General features: G+C 44.9%; 12 protein-coding genes. 2 read left to right on the plus strand and 10 right to left on the minus strand.

From position 1 onward, the window contains the following. Positions 1-36: 36 nt before the first annotated feature. A complete protein-coding gene (gene ybaK / locus A6749_RS11735) occupies positions 37-513 on the minus strand; it encodes a Cys-tRNA(Pro) deacylase (RefSeq protein ID WP_066389717.1) in 477 nt (158 codons plus the stop codon). A gap of 252 nt (positions 514-765) precedes the next feature. Here ybaK and A6749_RS28910 point away from each other — a divergent pair, with 252 nt between their 5' ends. Continuing rightward, a complete protein-coding gene (locus tag A6749_RS28910) occupies positions 766-1083 on the plus strand; it encodes a hypothetical protein (protein ID WP_236719659.1) in 318 nt (105 codons plus the stop codon). After that, positions 1041-2573 carry a B12-binding domain-containing radical SAM protein gene (locus tag A6749_RS11740; protein WP_236719788.1) on the plus strand — a complete coding sequence of 511 codons (1533 nt, stop codon included), beginning with the start codon at positions 1041-1043 and terminating at the stop codon, positions 2571-2573. Before A6749_RS28910 ends, A6749_RS11740 begins: the two co-directional genes overlap by 43 nt. A gap of 344 nt (positions 2574-2917) precedes the next feature. Here the strand turns inward: A6749_RS11740 and A6749_RS11750 are convergent, their stop codons facing one another. From A6749_RS11750 to A6749_RS11790, 9 genes are all read right to left on the minus strand, one after another. Continuing rightward, on the minus strand, positions 2918-4084 hold the full coding sequence (locus tag A6749_RS11750; protein ID WP_066389721.1) for an IS256 family transposase: 1167 nt from the start codon (positions 4082-4084) through the stop codon (positions 2918-2920). A 1140-nt stretch (positions 4085-5224) separates the two neighbouring features. Further along, positions 5225-5932, minus strand: a complete 708-nt coding sequence (locus A6749_RS11755; RefSeq protein WP_066389732.1) for an ABC transporter ATP-binding protein — start codon at positions 5930-5932, stop codon at positions 5225-5227. 1 nt (position 5933) lies between these two features. Continuing rightward, positions 5934-6713, minus strand: coding sequence for an ABC transporter ATP-binding protein (locus A6749_RS11760; RefSeq protein ID WP_066389733.1), 780 nt, complete (start codon positions 6711-6713; stop codon positions 5934-5936). After that, positions 6688-7662 carry a branched-chain amino acid ABC transporter permease gene (locus A6749_RS11765; protein ID WP_066389735.1) on the minus strand — a complete coding sequence of 325 codons (975 nt, stop codon included), beginning with the start codon at positions 7660-7662 and terminating at the stop codon, positions 6688-6690. The genes A6749_RS11760 and A6749_RS11765 overlap by 26 nt, the downstream gene beginning before the upstream one ends. 15 nt (positions 7663-7677) lie before the next feature. Then, on the minus strand, positions 7678-8559 hold the full coding sequence (locus tag A6749_RS11770) for a branched-chain amino acid ABC transporter permease (protein WP_066389743.1): 882 nt from the start codon (positions 8557-8559) through the stop codon (positions 7678-7680). A gap of 276 nt (positions 8560-8835) precedes the next feature. Continuing rightward, positions 8836-10023, minus strand: a complete 1188-nt coding sequence (locus tag A6749_RS11775) for an ABC transporter substrate-binding protein (RefSeq protein WP_066389746.1) — start codon at positions 10021-10023, stop codon at positions 8836-8838. A gap of 317 nt (positions 10024-10340) precedes the next feature. Further along, positions 10341-11486 (minus strand): MFS transporter, encoded by a 1146-nt coding sequence (locus A6749_RS11780; protein WP_066400939.1) that lies wholly within the window; start codon positions 11484-11486, stop codon positions 10341-10343. Positions 11487-11733: 247 nt separating this feature from the next. Further along, positions 11734-13590, minus strand: coding sequence for an ABC transporter ATP-binding protein (locus tag A6749_RS11785; protein ID WP_066389749.1), 1857 nt, complete (start codon positions 13588-13590; stop codon positions 11734-11736). After that, complete coding sequence (locus A6749_RS11790; RefSeq protein ID WP_066389754.1) at positions 13583-15319, minus strand: ABC transporter ATP-binding protein; 1737 nt, start codon at positions 15317-15319, stop codon at positions 13583-13585. The genes A6749_RS11785 and A6749_RS11790 overlap by 8 nt, the downstream gene beginning before the upstream one ends. Positions 15320-15580: the final 261 nt, after the last annotated feature.

Below are 15580 nucleotides of genomic sequence, written 5' to 3' on the forward strand. Positions count from 1 at the left end.
GTGCCTAGGTAATTTTTCTTTTGGCGTCCGAAAAATTTACTTAGTAATGGCCGTAATTCCTGCCTTGGTTACTTCCTTTAATTGCCCGGGTGATATTACAATCTGCATGCCGATTTTCCCAGCGCTGACCACCATCGATTGGAGCCCCTGGCAGCTTTCGTCGAGAAACGTCTGGTAGTGCTTTTTCATCCCAATCGGCGAACAGCCGCCGCGGATATAGCCGGTCCATTTTTGAATATCCTTCACCGGCACCATCTCCATGTTCTTCTCACTGGCTGCTTTGGCTGCCTTTTTCATGTCGAGCTCTTCCGCCACCGGGATAACAAATACATAAACATTCTTGCTGGCGCCTTGTGCCACAAGCGTTTTAAAAACCTCTTCTGGCTCCCTGCCGATTTTTCCGGCTACGGACACCCCGTCAATTTTTCCATCTTTGTTATCGTATGTAAGGATTTCATAAGGGATTTTGTGTGTATCCAGAATCCGCATTGCATTTGTTTTTGCCTGTGCCATTTTAATTCATCCTTTTGTTGTCTATTTGGTTTTAGTATAGCAGTTTTTTGTGGACTTCTAGAAGGCAAGCATATAAATTTCCCCTTCTTAAAAATACACAAAATCACCCAATAATTGTCACTCATTTGTCACGATAGCAAACCATTATTATTGTAAACTAGAAGCAACTAGGTGTACCCAATAAGACTTTACATTCTAAACGCTTACAATTTTGCGAAATAAATCACATACCGATAACTCGAGGTGTTTATGATGAGATACGATTTAGTACTGCTGCATGCGCCAAGTGTGTATGATTTCCGGGAAAATTCCCTGCTGGCTGGTCCAATTAGTGATGTCGTACCGTCATCGCCTGTGTTCGAAATGTACCCGATTGGGCTTACAAGCATTGCCGACTATTTGGAACGGTACGGGTTGCGGGTGAAAATTATCAACATTGCCAACCGGATGCTGATGAACCCGCATTTTGATGTTGAAAAAAACTCAAGAGCATCAAGACCCGCGCTTTTGGGATTGACCTCCACTGGCTGCCGCACGCTCATGGCAGCATTGAGCTGGCCAAGATCGTAAAACTGCACCATCCGGATACCCCCATTATTTTTGGCGGCTTGTCAGCCACCTACTATCACAAAGAATTAATTGATTACCCATTTATTGATTTTGTCATGCGCGGCGATTCGACGGAAAAGCTTATGCTGCTTCTGATGAATAAATTGGAAATGGGCACCACCTATTATGCCGATATTCCAAACTTAACTTGGAGGAAAGGGGACGAAGTCGGTTACAATCCGCTGACCTATGTCCCAAAGGATTTAGACGACATCGATGTTCCCGGCTACCGTTATACGATTCGTTCGGTGTTTAAATATAAGAATTTTCTTGATCCTCTGCCATACAACGGCTGGCTGCAATATCCTAACACCGCGCTGTTGACCGCACGCGGCTGCACCCAAAATTGCCTAATTTGCGGCGGTTCGCGGGAGGCTTATGAGCAAAACTGCAGGCGTCATTCATTGGCATTACGGTCGCCGGCAAAACTCATCAGTGATATTCAGTTTATCTCCCGATTCAGCCGGGCACCAATTTTTATCCTCCATGACCTAAGGCAGGGCGGACGCGAGTATGTCGACGAATTTTTCCAGCGTCTGAAAAAATTACATTTGAAAAATGAAATCGTCTTTGAGCTGTTTCAATATGCAGATGAGGCTTATTTCAAACAAATCGAAGAGAGTGTGCCGAATTACAGCGTTGAAATCACGCTTGAGACACATGACGAGAAAATCCGTGAATATAACGGGAAATTCAGCTGTACGAACGCTAAGGTCATTGAAACCTTGAATTCAGCTTTAAAGCATAGCTGTAAAAAAATCGACCTGTTCTTTATGGTGGGAATTCCGGGGCAGACACCGCAAAGTGCCGTTGAAAATATTGATTTCTGTGAAACGATTCATCTCGCCTGTAGTAAGGATCCACGAATCTATTATTTCGTGGCACCACTTGCACCATTTCTTGACCCAGCGAGTCCTGCATTTGAGCATCCGGAAATCTATGGCTATAAAAAGCTGTGCCATACGCTTGAGGACCACCGCAAGGCGATAGCCCAGCCATCATGGAAGCACATGCTGAGCTATGAAACAAAGGATATGACACGCAATGACATCGTCAACTCTACCTATGAGTCAGCGGAAAGGCTCAACGATTTTAAGTTAACATACGGTCTTATTGATCATGACAGCTATGAAGATATTAAATGGAAGATTGAAAAGTCGAAAGAGTATATTAGAGAAATTGATCGGATTCTTGCTCTTCCGGAGGCTGAGCAGGCGAAGGCCCTTGCAGAACTGCGCAAGGAAATTGAGCAGCTAAACAGCTATAGCATTTGCGGCAAAAATGAATTGAAGTGGGAAGTGCAAAAAAACTACGCCAACTTCTACTCGCTGGCGCTGGTTGGGTTAGAGCAGCTTTATCAGGATTATGTCAATAAAATTAAGTACCTGCTCCGGCCAAAAAAGCGGCTGCAATTTACGTTAGATCCGGAACAGGGAAAGGGAAAATTATAATAAGGTGAGGTATCGGAGCGGTGCGGATTCCGGTACCTTTTTTATGCTTACTTTCTTATATGGACCGCTTCTACGTGAGTTTAAATGTTGCATTTTTGGTGGTTGGGGCACGTAGACGCCTTCTACGTAGTCAAGTCCTGATTTTTGTGTAAAATCAAAGGCAATTATTTTCAACTTATTTCCTTTATATTCTCTATCCATACCCTTTCATTTTTTTTGACGAAACTTCCATGGTTTTTCTTCTACATATCCGGGAAGGGCTGTCAAAGGCTTTTCACTTTGACAGCCCTTCCCGGATATGTGATCATCCCATGATGGAAGTGGAGTCGAAAAATAAAGCAAAATTAGTTATTAATTAATGTCTTCCTCATGGAGTAGGCCTCTTGATATTGCATTAGAACGGCACCTACCAATCGAAAGGCAGATTGGGTATTTGGAAAGATACGAATTACTTTTTCCCTTCTGCGTACTTCCTGGTTTAAGCGTTCGAGTGAATTTGTACTCCGAATGTGGGGATGCAGTTTTTCAGGGAAGTTCAGGTATTGAACCGCGTCTTCAAAGCCTTCATCTAAAGTTTCCAAGGCTTTGGCGTATTTGGATTCATCAACATACTGGTTCATTAATTCATTCTTGAATCTACGTATATCCTCCATCGTAACAGCTTCAAAGACACGTTTGATCATCATACGTATTTCCCCCGAGTCCTTTTTGGGCAGCTTTTCTATAATATTGCGTTTAAAATGTACCGTGCATCTTTGCCATGTAGTACCGATAAAATCACGCTGTATCGCCTTTTGAAGCCCTTGGTGGGCATCTGAGATGACCAGTTTGGGAGATTGAAGTCCACGAGACTTAAGGTATTGGAAGAAACGGCTCCAGCTCTCGAAATCTTCCGCATGATCCACACTAAGTCCAAGGATTTCCCGCCTATTCTTCTCAGTAATGGCAGTAGCGATGTACACGGCTTTTGAGACAACCCGGTTGTGTTCCCGGACCTTTATATACATGGCATCCGCAAAAACATAAGGATAATACATGACATTTAAAGGTCGCTTGGACCATTCGTTAATAATGGGGTCAAGCTTTTGGGTAAGGGACGATACAAACGACTTTGAGATGTTTTCCCCACAGAGCTGCTCGACAATGTGAGTGACCCTCCGGGTCGAAACGCCGTTAATAACCATTTCAAGCATGGAGAGAACTAGAGCTTGATCACAACGCTCATACTTTTCAAAGACCGAAGTAGAAAATTCGCCATTTCGGGTCCTGGGTACCTTCAGCTTTAATTTGCCAATACCTAGAATCAATTCACGTTCATAGTAACCGTTTCGGTAGTCCCGGCGCTCCGTAGATCGTTCATAGGCAGCCACCTGTAAATAATCGTCCCTTTCTTTTTCCATAAATTCATTAAGAACTAAGACAAGGGCTGATTTAATCACCATATCTAGGTTAGAATTGATGACGGATTCTTTTAAAAGGTCCATATCTAGGTTAAACTGTAAGTGAGTCATTTTTATTCCTCTTTTCATTGTTTATCGTGGTTGAAAACAGTGTTGCCAAGAGTGAATAAAATGACTCTTTCTTTTTACACAATTATATGGACTTTATCTTCTACGTTACCCTTGACCCTTATTTTTTGCTGGGTGGGCACCGTAGACACCTTCTACGTTACCCTTAAACCTTATTTTTAGCTGGGTGGGCACGTAGACACCCTCTACGTTACCCTTAAACCTTATTTTTAGCTGGGTGGGCACGTAGACACCCTCTACGTTACCCTTGACCCTTATTTTTTACCTGATTGGGCACGTAGACACCCTCTACGTTACCCTTGACTCTTATTTTTTAGCTGGGCGGGCACGTAGACACCTTCTACGTTACCTTAGAACCTTATTTTTTAGCTGGGTGGGCACGTAGACACCCTCTACGTTACCCTTGACCCTTATTTTTTGCCTGATCGGGCACGTAGACGCCTTCTACGTTACCTTAGAACCTTATTTTTTACCTGATCGGGCACGTAGACACCCTCTACGTTACCCTTAACCCTTATTTTTTAGCTGGGTGGGCACGTAGACACCTTCTACGTTACCCTTAACCCGTATTTTTTAGCTGATCGGGCACGTAGACACCCTCTACGTTACCCTTGACCCTTATTTTTTGCCTGATCGGGCACGTAGACGCCTTCTACGTTACCTTAGAACCTTATTTTTTACCTGATCGGGCACGTAGACACCCTCTACGTTACCCTTAAACCTTATTTTTTACATGATCGGGCACGTAGACGCCTTCTACGTTACCCTTGACCCGTATTTTTTAGCTGGGCGGGCACGTAGACACCCTCTACGTTACTCTTAACCCGTATTTTTTAGCTGGGCGGGCACGTAGAACTATTCTCATTGACCATAAATAAAACTTTCCCTGCCTTTCGGGCAATGCCCCTCTTTTCATAGCCTCCAATATTCCCTTTAAGCCCTAAATCCAAATTATACCAACATCCGTATGATTATCACAATTTTGTAAATTACACCTGACTTTTGTAAAATTGTATCCAAATTACGTAAGATCCTCCCCAAATCTTGTAAAATCCCGTACACGCACATCCCCGCTCCCGGCACGGCCCCTAAAAAACACAAAGAAAAGACGGGCATCTCTATTCAATGCCCGCCCAAGTATGCCTTTCTAATCTGATCACTTTCTCCAAGCTCCGCTGACGTCCCGGAAGCGACAATTTTCCCTGTCTCAATAACATAAGCGCGGTTGGCAATCGACAGCGCCATATTCGCATTCTGCTCAACTAACAGAATCGTGGTCCCCGTTTGATTAATCTCCTCAATAATCCTGAAGATTGTTTTTACCAGGAGCGGTGCAAGTCCCATCGAAGGCTCATCCAATAACAGCAGCCGCGGTCGGGCCATCAGCGCTCTGCCCATCGCCAGCATCTGCTGCTCGCCGCCTGATAAGGTTCCGGATAGCTGCTTGCGGCGTTCCAGAAGGCGTGGAAATAGCCCATACACTTTTTCAAAGTCTTCGTGAATTCCCTTCTTATCCTTCCGTAAATAGGCACCTAACTCCAAATTTTCCTCAACCGACATATTGGCAAACACGCGGCGGCCTTCGGGAACATGGGAAATCCCTCGCTTTACAATTAACTGCGGCACCTTTCCGGCTACATGTTCATCCTCCAATAAAATTTCCCCGGTCTTTGGCTTCAAAAGCCCTGAAATGGTCTTCAACAGCGTACTTTTTCCGGCACCGTTTGCCCCAATCAAGGTAACAATTTCGCCTGGATTGATGTCGAGGGAAACGCCCTTTAATGCATGGATATTACCATAATAAACATTGATATCATTAATTTTTAACATGCTATGAGACCTCCTCGCCAAGATACGCTTCGATGACTTTTGGGTTGTTTCTGATTTCCTCAGGAGAGCCTTGGGCAATCAATTGACCGTGGTCAAGAACATAGATCCGCTCACAAACACCCATGACGAGGTTCATATCATGCTCGATTAAGAGAATCGTCAAGTCAAACCGTTTGCGGATTAACGCAATCAGATTCATCAGTTCGTCTGTTTCCTGCGGGTTCATCCCCGCTGCCGGCTCGTCTAACAGCAGCAATTTAGGATTTGCCGCCAGCGCCCGTGCAATTTCCAGGCGGCGCTGCTGTCCGTAAGGCAGGTTCTTCGCCTGTTCGTACAGCACATTTTCGAGCTTAAAGATTTTTAAAAACTCAATCGCCTTTTCCTCCATTTCGCGCTCACCGGAAAAGTGGGAAGGGAGGCGGAGGATGGAGCTGATAATCGAATGCTTTGCAAGCGAATGATAAGCAATTTTTACATTATCCAAAACCGTTAGGTCACTGAACAAGCGAATGTTTTGGAACGTCCGGCTGATGCCCTTTTTGGTAATTCTATAAGGGGCTAAGCCATTTAATTTTTCCCCGTCGAGCGAAATACTGCCCTCCGTCGGCACGTATACGCCAGTTAACAGGTTGAAAAATGTTGTCTTTCCGGCGCCGTTCGGACCAATTAAGCCAACTAATTCACCTTTTAAAAGTTCAAGATTCACTTCAGAAACTGCCTTTAGCCCGCCAAATCGGATCCCGGCATGATCTACTTTAAGCAGTGGTGTGTTTGCCGTCATCGTGAGAACCCCCTTTAGCAGACTTGCCCATTTTTAAGAAAGCGGTAATTTCTTTTGTTCCCATTAATCCTTGCGGGCGGAACAGCATCATGACAACCAGCACAAGGCTGTAAATAACCATCCTAAGTTCAGGATAATTGGAAAGGTAAGTTGAAATAATCGTCAGCAAAATCGCCGCTATTACGGACCCTGACATACTGCCCAAGCCGCCGATGACGACTAAAATCAAAATATCAAACGATTTCAAAAAGCCGAAGTTCCCAGGCTGAATGATATAAAAGTTGTGGGCGTGCAGGGCACCGGCTACACCGGCAAAAAAGGCACCGATTACAAACGCCATAACCTTATAATAGGTCGTGTTAATCCCCATCGCATCGGCAGCAATTTCGTTCTCTCGAATCGAAAGGCAGGCGCGCCCGTGAGTGGAATTCGTGAAATTGACAATCACAATAATCGTAATTAACACGCAGGCGATCAGCCATGGCCAGGTAGTTAGGTGGGTAACAGTCATCCCGCTTGCACCGCCGACATAATCAATATTTAAAAATACGATTCTCATAATCTCGCCAAAACCAAGCGTTGCAATCGCCAAATAGTCCCCGCGCAAGCGCAGTGTCGGAATCCCGATCATCAATCCGGCAACCGCAGCAGCAACACCGGCGGCAAGGATGGCAACAGGAAAAGGCAGCGCTAATTTCATTGTAATAATGGCCGACATATAGGCACCGACAGCCAGGAAGCCAGCATGTCCAATGGAGAACTGTCCCGTTATCCCGATAATTAAGTGCAAGCTGACTGCCAAAATGATATTAATCCCAATGGAGAATAGAGTGTTGACGTAAAAGGAGTTTAACGTTCCCCCGGAAATAAGAAACTGCATGACGATTGAAAAAATAACGGCAAAAACGATTGAGAGCCAAAAACCTTTTGCTTGTTTACCAGATTTCATCGCTTAAGCCACCCCCTAGACCTTTTCTCTGACATTTTTACCAAATAATCCGGCAGGACGGAAAATAAGGATAAGAATTAACACAACAAATGCCACACCATCGCGCCATAGGGAGAAGCCCGCCGCACTGACCAGCGCTTCGATAACACCCAGCAATAACCCGCCAGCCATAGCTCCAGGGATAATGCCGATTCCGCCTAAAACGGCAGCAACGAAGGCCTTAAGTCCTGGGATGATTCCCATCAATGGTTCAATTTTTGTATAATACATTCCAAAAATCACACCTGCAGCACCGGCAAGCGCCGACCCAATCGCAAACGTTGCAGAAATCGTGTTGTTGACGTTAATTCCCATTAATTTAGCGGCATCCTGGTCATGGGAAACAGCACGCATCGCTTTACCGATTTTTGTCTTATGAACGATAAATTGCAGTAAAATCATTAGGAAAATCGAAACGACTAAAATCAATAAGGATTGACCACTGATTTTTACTCCAAGGATTTCAATACTTTTCAACGGTACAATCCCAGTTGGATAGGCTTCCGGCTGGGCACCGCGGACATAGATGGTGCCGTACTCAATAAACAGCGAAACCCCAATCGCCGTAATTAATGCTGCAATTCTCGTAGCATTTCTTAGCGGCTTATAGGCAATCCGTTCAATTAAGACACCGAAAATGGCACAGGCTGCCATCGAAATGAGCAGGGCAGGAAAAAGTCCTAAGTGAAAAACAGTAATGGAATAAAAACCGATAAATGCGCCGACCATGAAGACATCTCCATGAGCGAAGTTAATTAATTTCACAATGCCGTAAACCATTGTGTACCCGAGGGCAATCAATGCGTAGATACTTCCTAGGGAAATCCCGTTGACCACCTGCTGTATAAGCTGTTCCATGAAAGCACTCCCTTCATCGAGATAGGAGTAAACTCCTAATCTCTAAAAATTCGAATAGGGAACATGAACATGCTCCCTATTCTTTTTGATAGTTATAAAATTTATGGTGTCAGGCACCAATTTCCTATTGTCTAGCTCCAGCGCCCAGCGACTAGTGTACTTCACACTTCTCCCTACGATAAGTCAACATCGAATCACTCCGTTCTTCGTGTTTCCTTTATCTCAGTCGAAGTGCTCCAGTCCATACGTCGCTAAACGGGCGCTTCCGCTTTTCTATTATGGATTAACTTTAGTTTTAAACTTCTGTTCGCCGTTTACGTATTCCAAAATTACAGCGGATTTGATTGGATTGTGCTTGTCGTCAAGCTTCATTTGTCCAGTTACAAGATCTAGGCCGTCAGTCTCAGCCAGGGCCTTTTGAATTTTTTCTGTGTCCGTGCCGCCAGCGCGTTTGATTGCATCAGCAATAAAGTATGCAGAGTCATAGCCTAAAGCGTTGAACGCATCTGGAGACTTATCTTTGTTCTTCGCTTTAAATGCTTTTACGAACTCCTGAACCTTTGGATCATTGTCACCAGAAGAATAGTGGTTCGTAATAAACGTATTGTTCAAAGCATCTTTGCCGGCAAGTTCAATTAACTTCGGAGAATCCCAGCCGTCAGCCCCCATCATTGGAGCGGTAATGCCAAGCTCGCGGGCTTGCTTTACAATTAGACCAACTTCTTCATAGTATCCAGGGATGAAAATGAAGTCTGGTTTTTTCCCTTTAATATTTGTTAACTGTGCGTGGAAGTCCGTATCCTTCGCTACATAGGCCTCTTCCTTCACGATTTGGCCGCCTTCCTTCGTGAACAATTCTTTAAAGGAAGCCGCTAAACCTTTAGAATAGTCGCTGGCGCTGTCAATAAAAATGGCCGCTGTTTTAGCCTTTAATTCATTGGCCGCGAAGTTTGCTGCCACTGTTCCTTGGAATGGGTCAATGAAGCATGTACGGAATACATAATCATTCAATTTACCGTCTTTAAATGTTACGTCATCAGCAGTCCCAGTCGGTGTTAAGATAGGCACTTTATTGCTTTGGGCAATTTCAATTTGTGCCTTTGTATTACCGCTTGTTGCTGCCCCGATAATCGCCACAACCTTGTCCTGGCTGATTAGCTTTGTCGCACCGTTAATAGCCTCCGGTGCATCTGATTTATTATCGAATGGAACCAGTTCAAGCTTCTTGCCGTTGATTCCCTCTTTGTTGATTTCCTCAAGGGCTAAATCAATACCTTCTTTAATCGATTGACCATAAGAAGCAACCCCGCCGGACAATTCAAGGTTTGCACCGATTTTAATCGTGCCGCCCTTGTCATCGCCCTTTCCGCCAGCGTCTCCGCTTGTACTTGAGTTACAGCCTGCCATTACCCCTGCCGCCAGCATCAATGATGCAAAAATACCAGCTACTTTTTTCTTTCTCATAGCATTACCCCCTGATTTTAATAATTTTCCCAACTTTGTAGTCTAAGTCTTGCCAAAAAAGATAATATTCTGAAAACATTGTACATAATATTTTGAAGTTCGTCTAGTGTTATTATGTGTTATTTTAAAATAATTTTGTAAATTAAAAATATTTATCTATATCCCGTTCTAACACGCTTTATCACTTTAAAGTCAGCAAGGATTTACTTTTCCATTTTTTAAAAAGTAACCTGTGAAATATTTTGTCTAAATATGAATCTTTTTAAGATACATGAAAAAGAGGGATCTCCCTTTAAGGAAATCCCTTCCAAAATTTATTATACTAGCTCCTTTTGCTTCGTTTCTTTTCCCAAAATAAAGACTGCCAATGCCCCAATTAAGATAGATATGCAGAAAATGGTGAAAATCATCGAAACGGAAATCTTTTGAGCCACCAGATAGCCTACCAATAACGGTCCAAGCACACCGCCAATCCGTCCGACAGCGGCCGCCATGCCCGAACCGGTGCCGCGGATGAGGGTCGGATATTGCTCTGGTGTATAAGCATAAAGACCTCCCCAGGCGCCAAGGTTAAAAAATGATAACAGTATTCCGGATGTCATTAGCAGGGCTGTGGAATCGGCCGTTCCAAAGAAATAGGCACTGACAGCTGTTCCAATCAGATACACCACTAACACAAATTTACGGCCAAACTTCTCAATACACCATGCCGCGGTAAAATAGCCCGGCAGCTGTGCCAGTGTCATAATTAACACATATTCAAAGCTTTTGATCAAACTAAAGCCCTTCATTACCATCACACTTGGGAGCCAGAGGAACATCCCGTAATAGGAGAAAACGACACAAAACCACACAATCCACAGCATCACTGTTTGCCGTGCATAGTCCTTTGCCCATATCTTCGCAAGATTCTCAGCCACGGAAACCTTCTCTTTTTTCTGGACCGCTGTAAACTGTGGTGAATCCGGCAGTCCAATCCGTAAATATAATACATAAAATGCAGGCAGGGCACTGATAATCAAAGCTGTCTGCCAGCCATATGCAGGGATGACAAAATAAGATATTAAAGCAGCAATCAGCCAGCCGACGGCCCAAAAGCTTTCAAGAAGGACAACCGTACTGCCGCGCTTTTCAACCGGAACACTTTCTGAGACAAGCGTGGAAGCAACCGGAAGCTCACCTCCCAAACCTGCGCCGATAATAAATCTTAAGATTAAAAAGATAGCTAAACTGCTTGTAAACGCTGAGGCGCCGCTTGCAAGTGAAAAGAGTAACAAAGTAATCATAAAAACATTCTTCCGGCCAATTTTATCGGCCATTAACCCAAAGACAAGCGCACCAACAGCCATACCGATGGAATTGACACTGCCAATCCAGCCCATTTGTCCAGGAGTTAAATTCCATTCTGCGTGCAATGCCGCAATGATAAAGCTTAAGATCCCAACGTCCATAGCATCGAACATCCAAGCCGTTCCCGCAATCCCAAGCAGTTTTCGACTCGAGACTTCTTTCTTTTTACCGGCCGCCCCGTATAAACGTCCGCCGGTAATCCCCTTTGTATTGTCCACTTGCTTAAACCCCCTATGTTGAACAAGTTAGTACCATTATTCCCTTTTCTTGTTGGAAAAATAGTAAATCTTATTTATACCAGTATTTTAACACGTGTCTTTACACTAGTCATTAACAAAAAAAGGAGAGAAACACTCTCTCCTAATCTAACGCGCCTTCTACATTTTTAAATTGGTTAAAAAACATCTGATAGTATTTTCCTTGCTGCTTCATTAAATCATCATGGGTGCCTTTTTCGATGATTTGGCCTCGATCAATCACCATAATCATGTCAGCGTCTCGAATCGTGTTAAGGCGGTGGGCAATGATGAAGCTGGTCCGGTTTTCCATTAATGAGAGCAGGGCCTTCTGAATATGAAGCTCTGTCCGGGTATCGATGCTGCTGGTTGCCTCATCCAAAATCAACAGCGCCGGTTTCGCCAGCATCACCCTGGCGATGGCCAACAGCTGACGCTCGCCCTGACTAAGGTTTCCGCCATTTTCCGCCAATTTTGTGTCATACTGCTGCGGGAGGCGGTTGATAAATCCGGCAGCACCGGCCATTTTCGCCGCACGTTCCACCTCTTCATCTGTTGCGTCCGGCTTTCCGTATTTGATGTTTTCCTTAATACTTCCGGAAAATAAATAGGTGTCCTGGAGCACGAAACCAAAACAGCGCCTTAATGAATCCCTCGTATAATCACGAATATCGCGCCCGTCAAGCAGGATTCTCCCGCTCGTTACATCATAAAATCTCGTCAACAAATTCACGACCGTCGTTTTTCCCGCACCGGTCGGGCCGACAAGAGCAATGCTGGTGCCGACATTTGCTTCAAAGCTGACATTTTTCAAAATCGGCACATCCGGACGATAGCCGAAGCTGACATTTTCAAACACCACATGGCCGCGCGGCTGCTCTAACGTTACGGCGTCCTTTTTGTCTTCCGTCTCCTCCTGCTCATCCATCATTTCAAACACCCGCTCCGCACCGGCAACACCGGACTGAAGGATGTTAAAAATATTGGCCAAATCATTGAGGGGACGGACAAATTGCCGTGAATAGGTGATAAAGCTGGCAATCGCACCAACTGTGATATGACCTTTTACAGCTAGAATACCGCCGACAATGGCCACAATCGTTAAGCCGAGGTTATTGATAACGTTCATAATCGGCATCAAAAATCCGGACCAAATCTGCGCCTTAAGGCCGACCTCGCGCAGTCTTGTATTAACTTGTTCAAATTCCTCGATCACTTTATCCTCATGGTTAAAAGCCTTGACCACTTCAATCCCGGAAATCGTCTCTTCAATATGACCATTTAATTTTCCCAGTTCCATTTGCTGACCCTTAAACAGCACTCTCGTCCGTTTTGCAATCGTCCGCGTCAGCAAAAACACAAGGGGAATCGTCACCATGCTGGCTGCTGTTAAAATTGAACTTAAAACAAGCATCATGATGAATGACCCGGTAAGAATAACAACTCCGGACATCAGCTGGGTTGTTGACTGAGAAATCGTATTGCTGATATTGTCGACGTCATTAGACAGTCTGCTCATCAGTTCCCCGTGCGTCCGTGAATCGAAAAAAGCAACAGGAATCTTTTGCAGCTTTTTAAACAAAGCGTCCCTTAAATTCCTTACAATCCTGCCGGCTACACCCGCCATCAGCCAGCCCTGCAGCCATGTCAGCACCGCATCGGCAATATAGGCAGCTGTCAAAATGATAATCATCACTTCTAAAAAGCCAAAATTGACCTTGCCATGATTCAAGCTCATCGCATCAATCGCCTTCCCGATGAGGAAGGGATTTAACAGCATTAACACCGAATCTACCAATATAAAAATAAAAATAAGTGTAAGCATGTTTCTTTCTTTGCCGATATAATCCCATAACCGCTTAAGGGTGCCTGTGAAATTTTTCGGCTTCACAACCGGTCCGCCGCGATGATGGGCTCCGCCTGGTCTTAACGGCGGCGGGGTTACCGGGGTATGACGCTGCTGTTCAACTTGCTTAGCCATTGTCAGACACCTCCTTGCCGATTTGTGAACGGTAAATCTCTTGATATATCAGACATTCCTTAATTAACTCCTGATGGGTCCCGACTCCGGCAATCATTCCGTGATCAAGGACGATAATTTTATCCGCATCAATAATGGACGTAATCCGCTGAGCAATTAAGATGCAGGTCAGCCCTTGGGCATATTTTTTCAAGCCTTCCTTTATTTTCGCCTCAGTCGTCACATCGACGGCACTCGTGCTGTCATCAAGGATGAGGATTTCTGGCTTTTTCACCAATGCCCTGGCAATCGAAATCCGCTGCTTCTGCCCGCCGGAAAAATTAACCCCGCCTTGGCCGATCGCTGTCTCGTAGCCTTCAGGGGCGGCAGCAATAAAATCATGCGCCCCGGCAATCCTGGCTGCTTCTTCGATGTCAGCCTGTTTCGCATCCTCTTTACCCCAGCGGATATTTTCCGCCACGCTGCCGGTAAATAAGATATTCTTTTGCGGCACAAAGGCGATTTTTTCTCGGAGTGCTTTCGGGTTGATCGCTGTTACGTCTTCACCCCCGACCTTCACCGTACCTTGGGCGGCATCATAGAAACGGGGTATGAGTCCGACGAGTGTACTTTTTCCTGAGCCAGTCGAGCCGATGATCCCGACTGTTTCTCCCGGAAGAATCGTTAGGTTAATCTGTTTTAATACCGGCTCACTGCCGCTGTCCTCATAGGAGAAGGAGACATTTTCAAAATCAATTCTCCCTTTTTGGCTGCTTTGCGGAAGTGTTTCCTGCGTCCAGGTTTGCTTACTATCCTGGGAAAAGACTTCGCCAATCCTTCCTGCCGAAGCCCTCGCTCGGACAAACATATTAAACACCATTGTGATCATCATCAGCGAAAACAAAATTTGTGTCATGTAGTTAATAAAGGCAATGATATGTCCGACCTGAATATCGCCCGATTCAACACCCAATCCGCCAAGCCAAATCACAACGACAATCCCTATATTGACCGTCAGCATAATCGCCGGGCTGAATACGGACATTAAGCGGCTGGCGGCGATGGTGCGGTCCTTAAACTGGTCATTCACCTTGGTAAATTTGTTAATCTCGACATCAAATCGGTTAAAGGCCTTGACGACTCTTACCCCGGACAGAAATTCCCGTATTACGCTGTTAACGCCGTCCAATGCCTTCTGGACTTTGGCAAACAGCGGGAAACCAAGCCTTAGGTTGATGATAATCAGAATGGCTACAAACGGTACCACCACAGCAAGAACAACGGCAAGGTGGAGATTCAGCCTCGTCGCCATTATCAGCCCGCCAATGGCCAGCAACGGCGCTTTCACGAAGATACGCATTAGCCCGTTGACAAAGACCTGCACCTGGGTAACATCATTTGTCAGCCTTGTGATCAGCGACGCGCGATCAAATTGATCCAGATTTTTAAAGGCCAAGGTTTGAATTTTTTTAAACAAATCAGACCTCAGCTCTGTCCCGAAGTTTTGCGAGACAATGCTGGCTAAGATGCTTCTGGTCGAAGCGGCGACCGCACCACACGCGGTCACGAGCAGCATCACTCCACCCATCTTTAAGACATAATGGATGTCTTTATGGACCACTCCATTGTCAATAATTTTGGCTATAATCGTCGGCTGCAATAGGTCGCAGATCGCTTCAAAGGTAAGAAACACCACTGCCACACTGAAGGACAGCCAATATTTTTTAGTATATTTCGATAAAAACTTCATAGGTTCCGCTCCCCGGCATTGATAAACCCTATTATAATTTTGTTTGCTAAAAATAGACAAATGATTGAGCTTTTGAGGGTGTGGGTGGAGGGGGTTACTTGGTATAGAGGTCTGTTACTTGCGTATGGGGTTACTTTACTTGCGCAGAAAACAGCATTTCTTGCGCTTATGTCTATTTTACTTGCGCTACCCGCATTCAGCGACTCTAACATCGCTAATAAAAAAACAGTCCACAGCAAACTGTGGACCGCACTATACACA

Source organism: Neobacillus mesonae (assembly GCF_001636315.1).
GTDB lineage: Bacteria > Bacillota > Bacilli > Bacillales > Cytobacillaceae > Neobacillus > Neobacillus mesonae.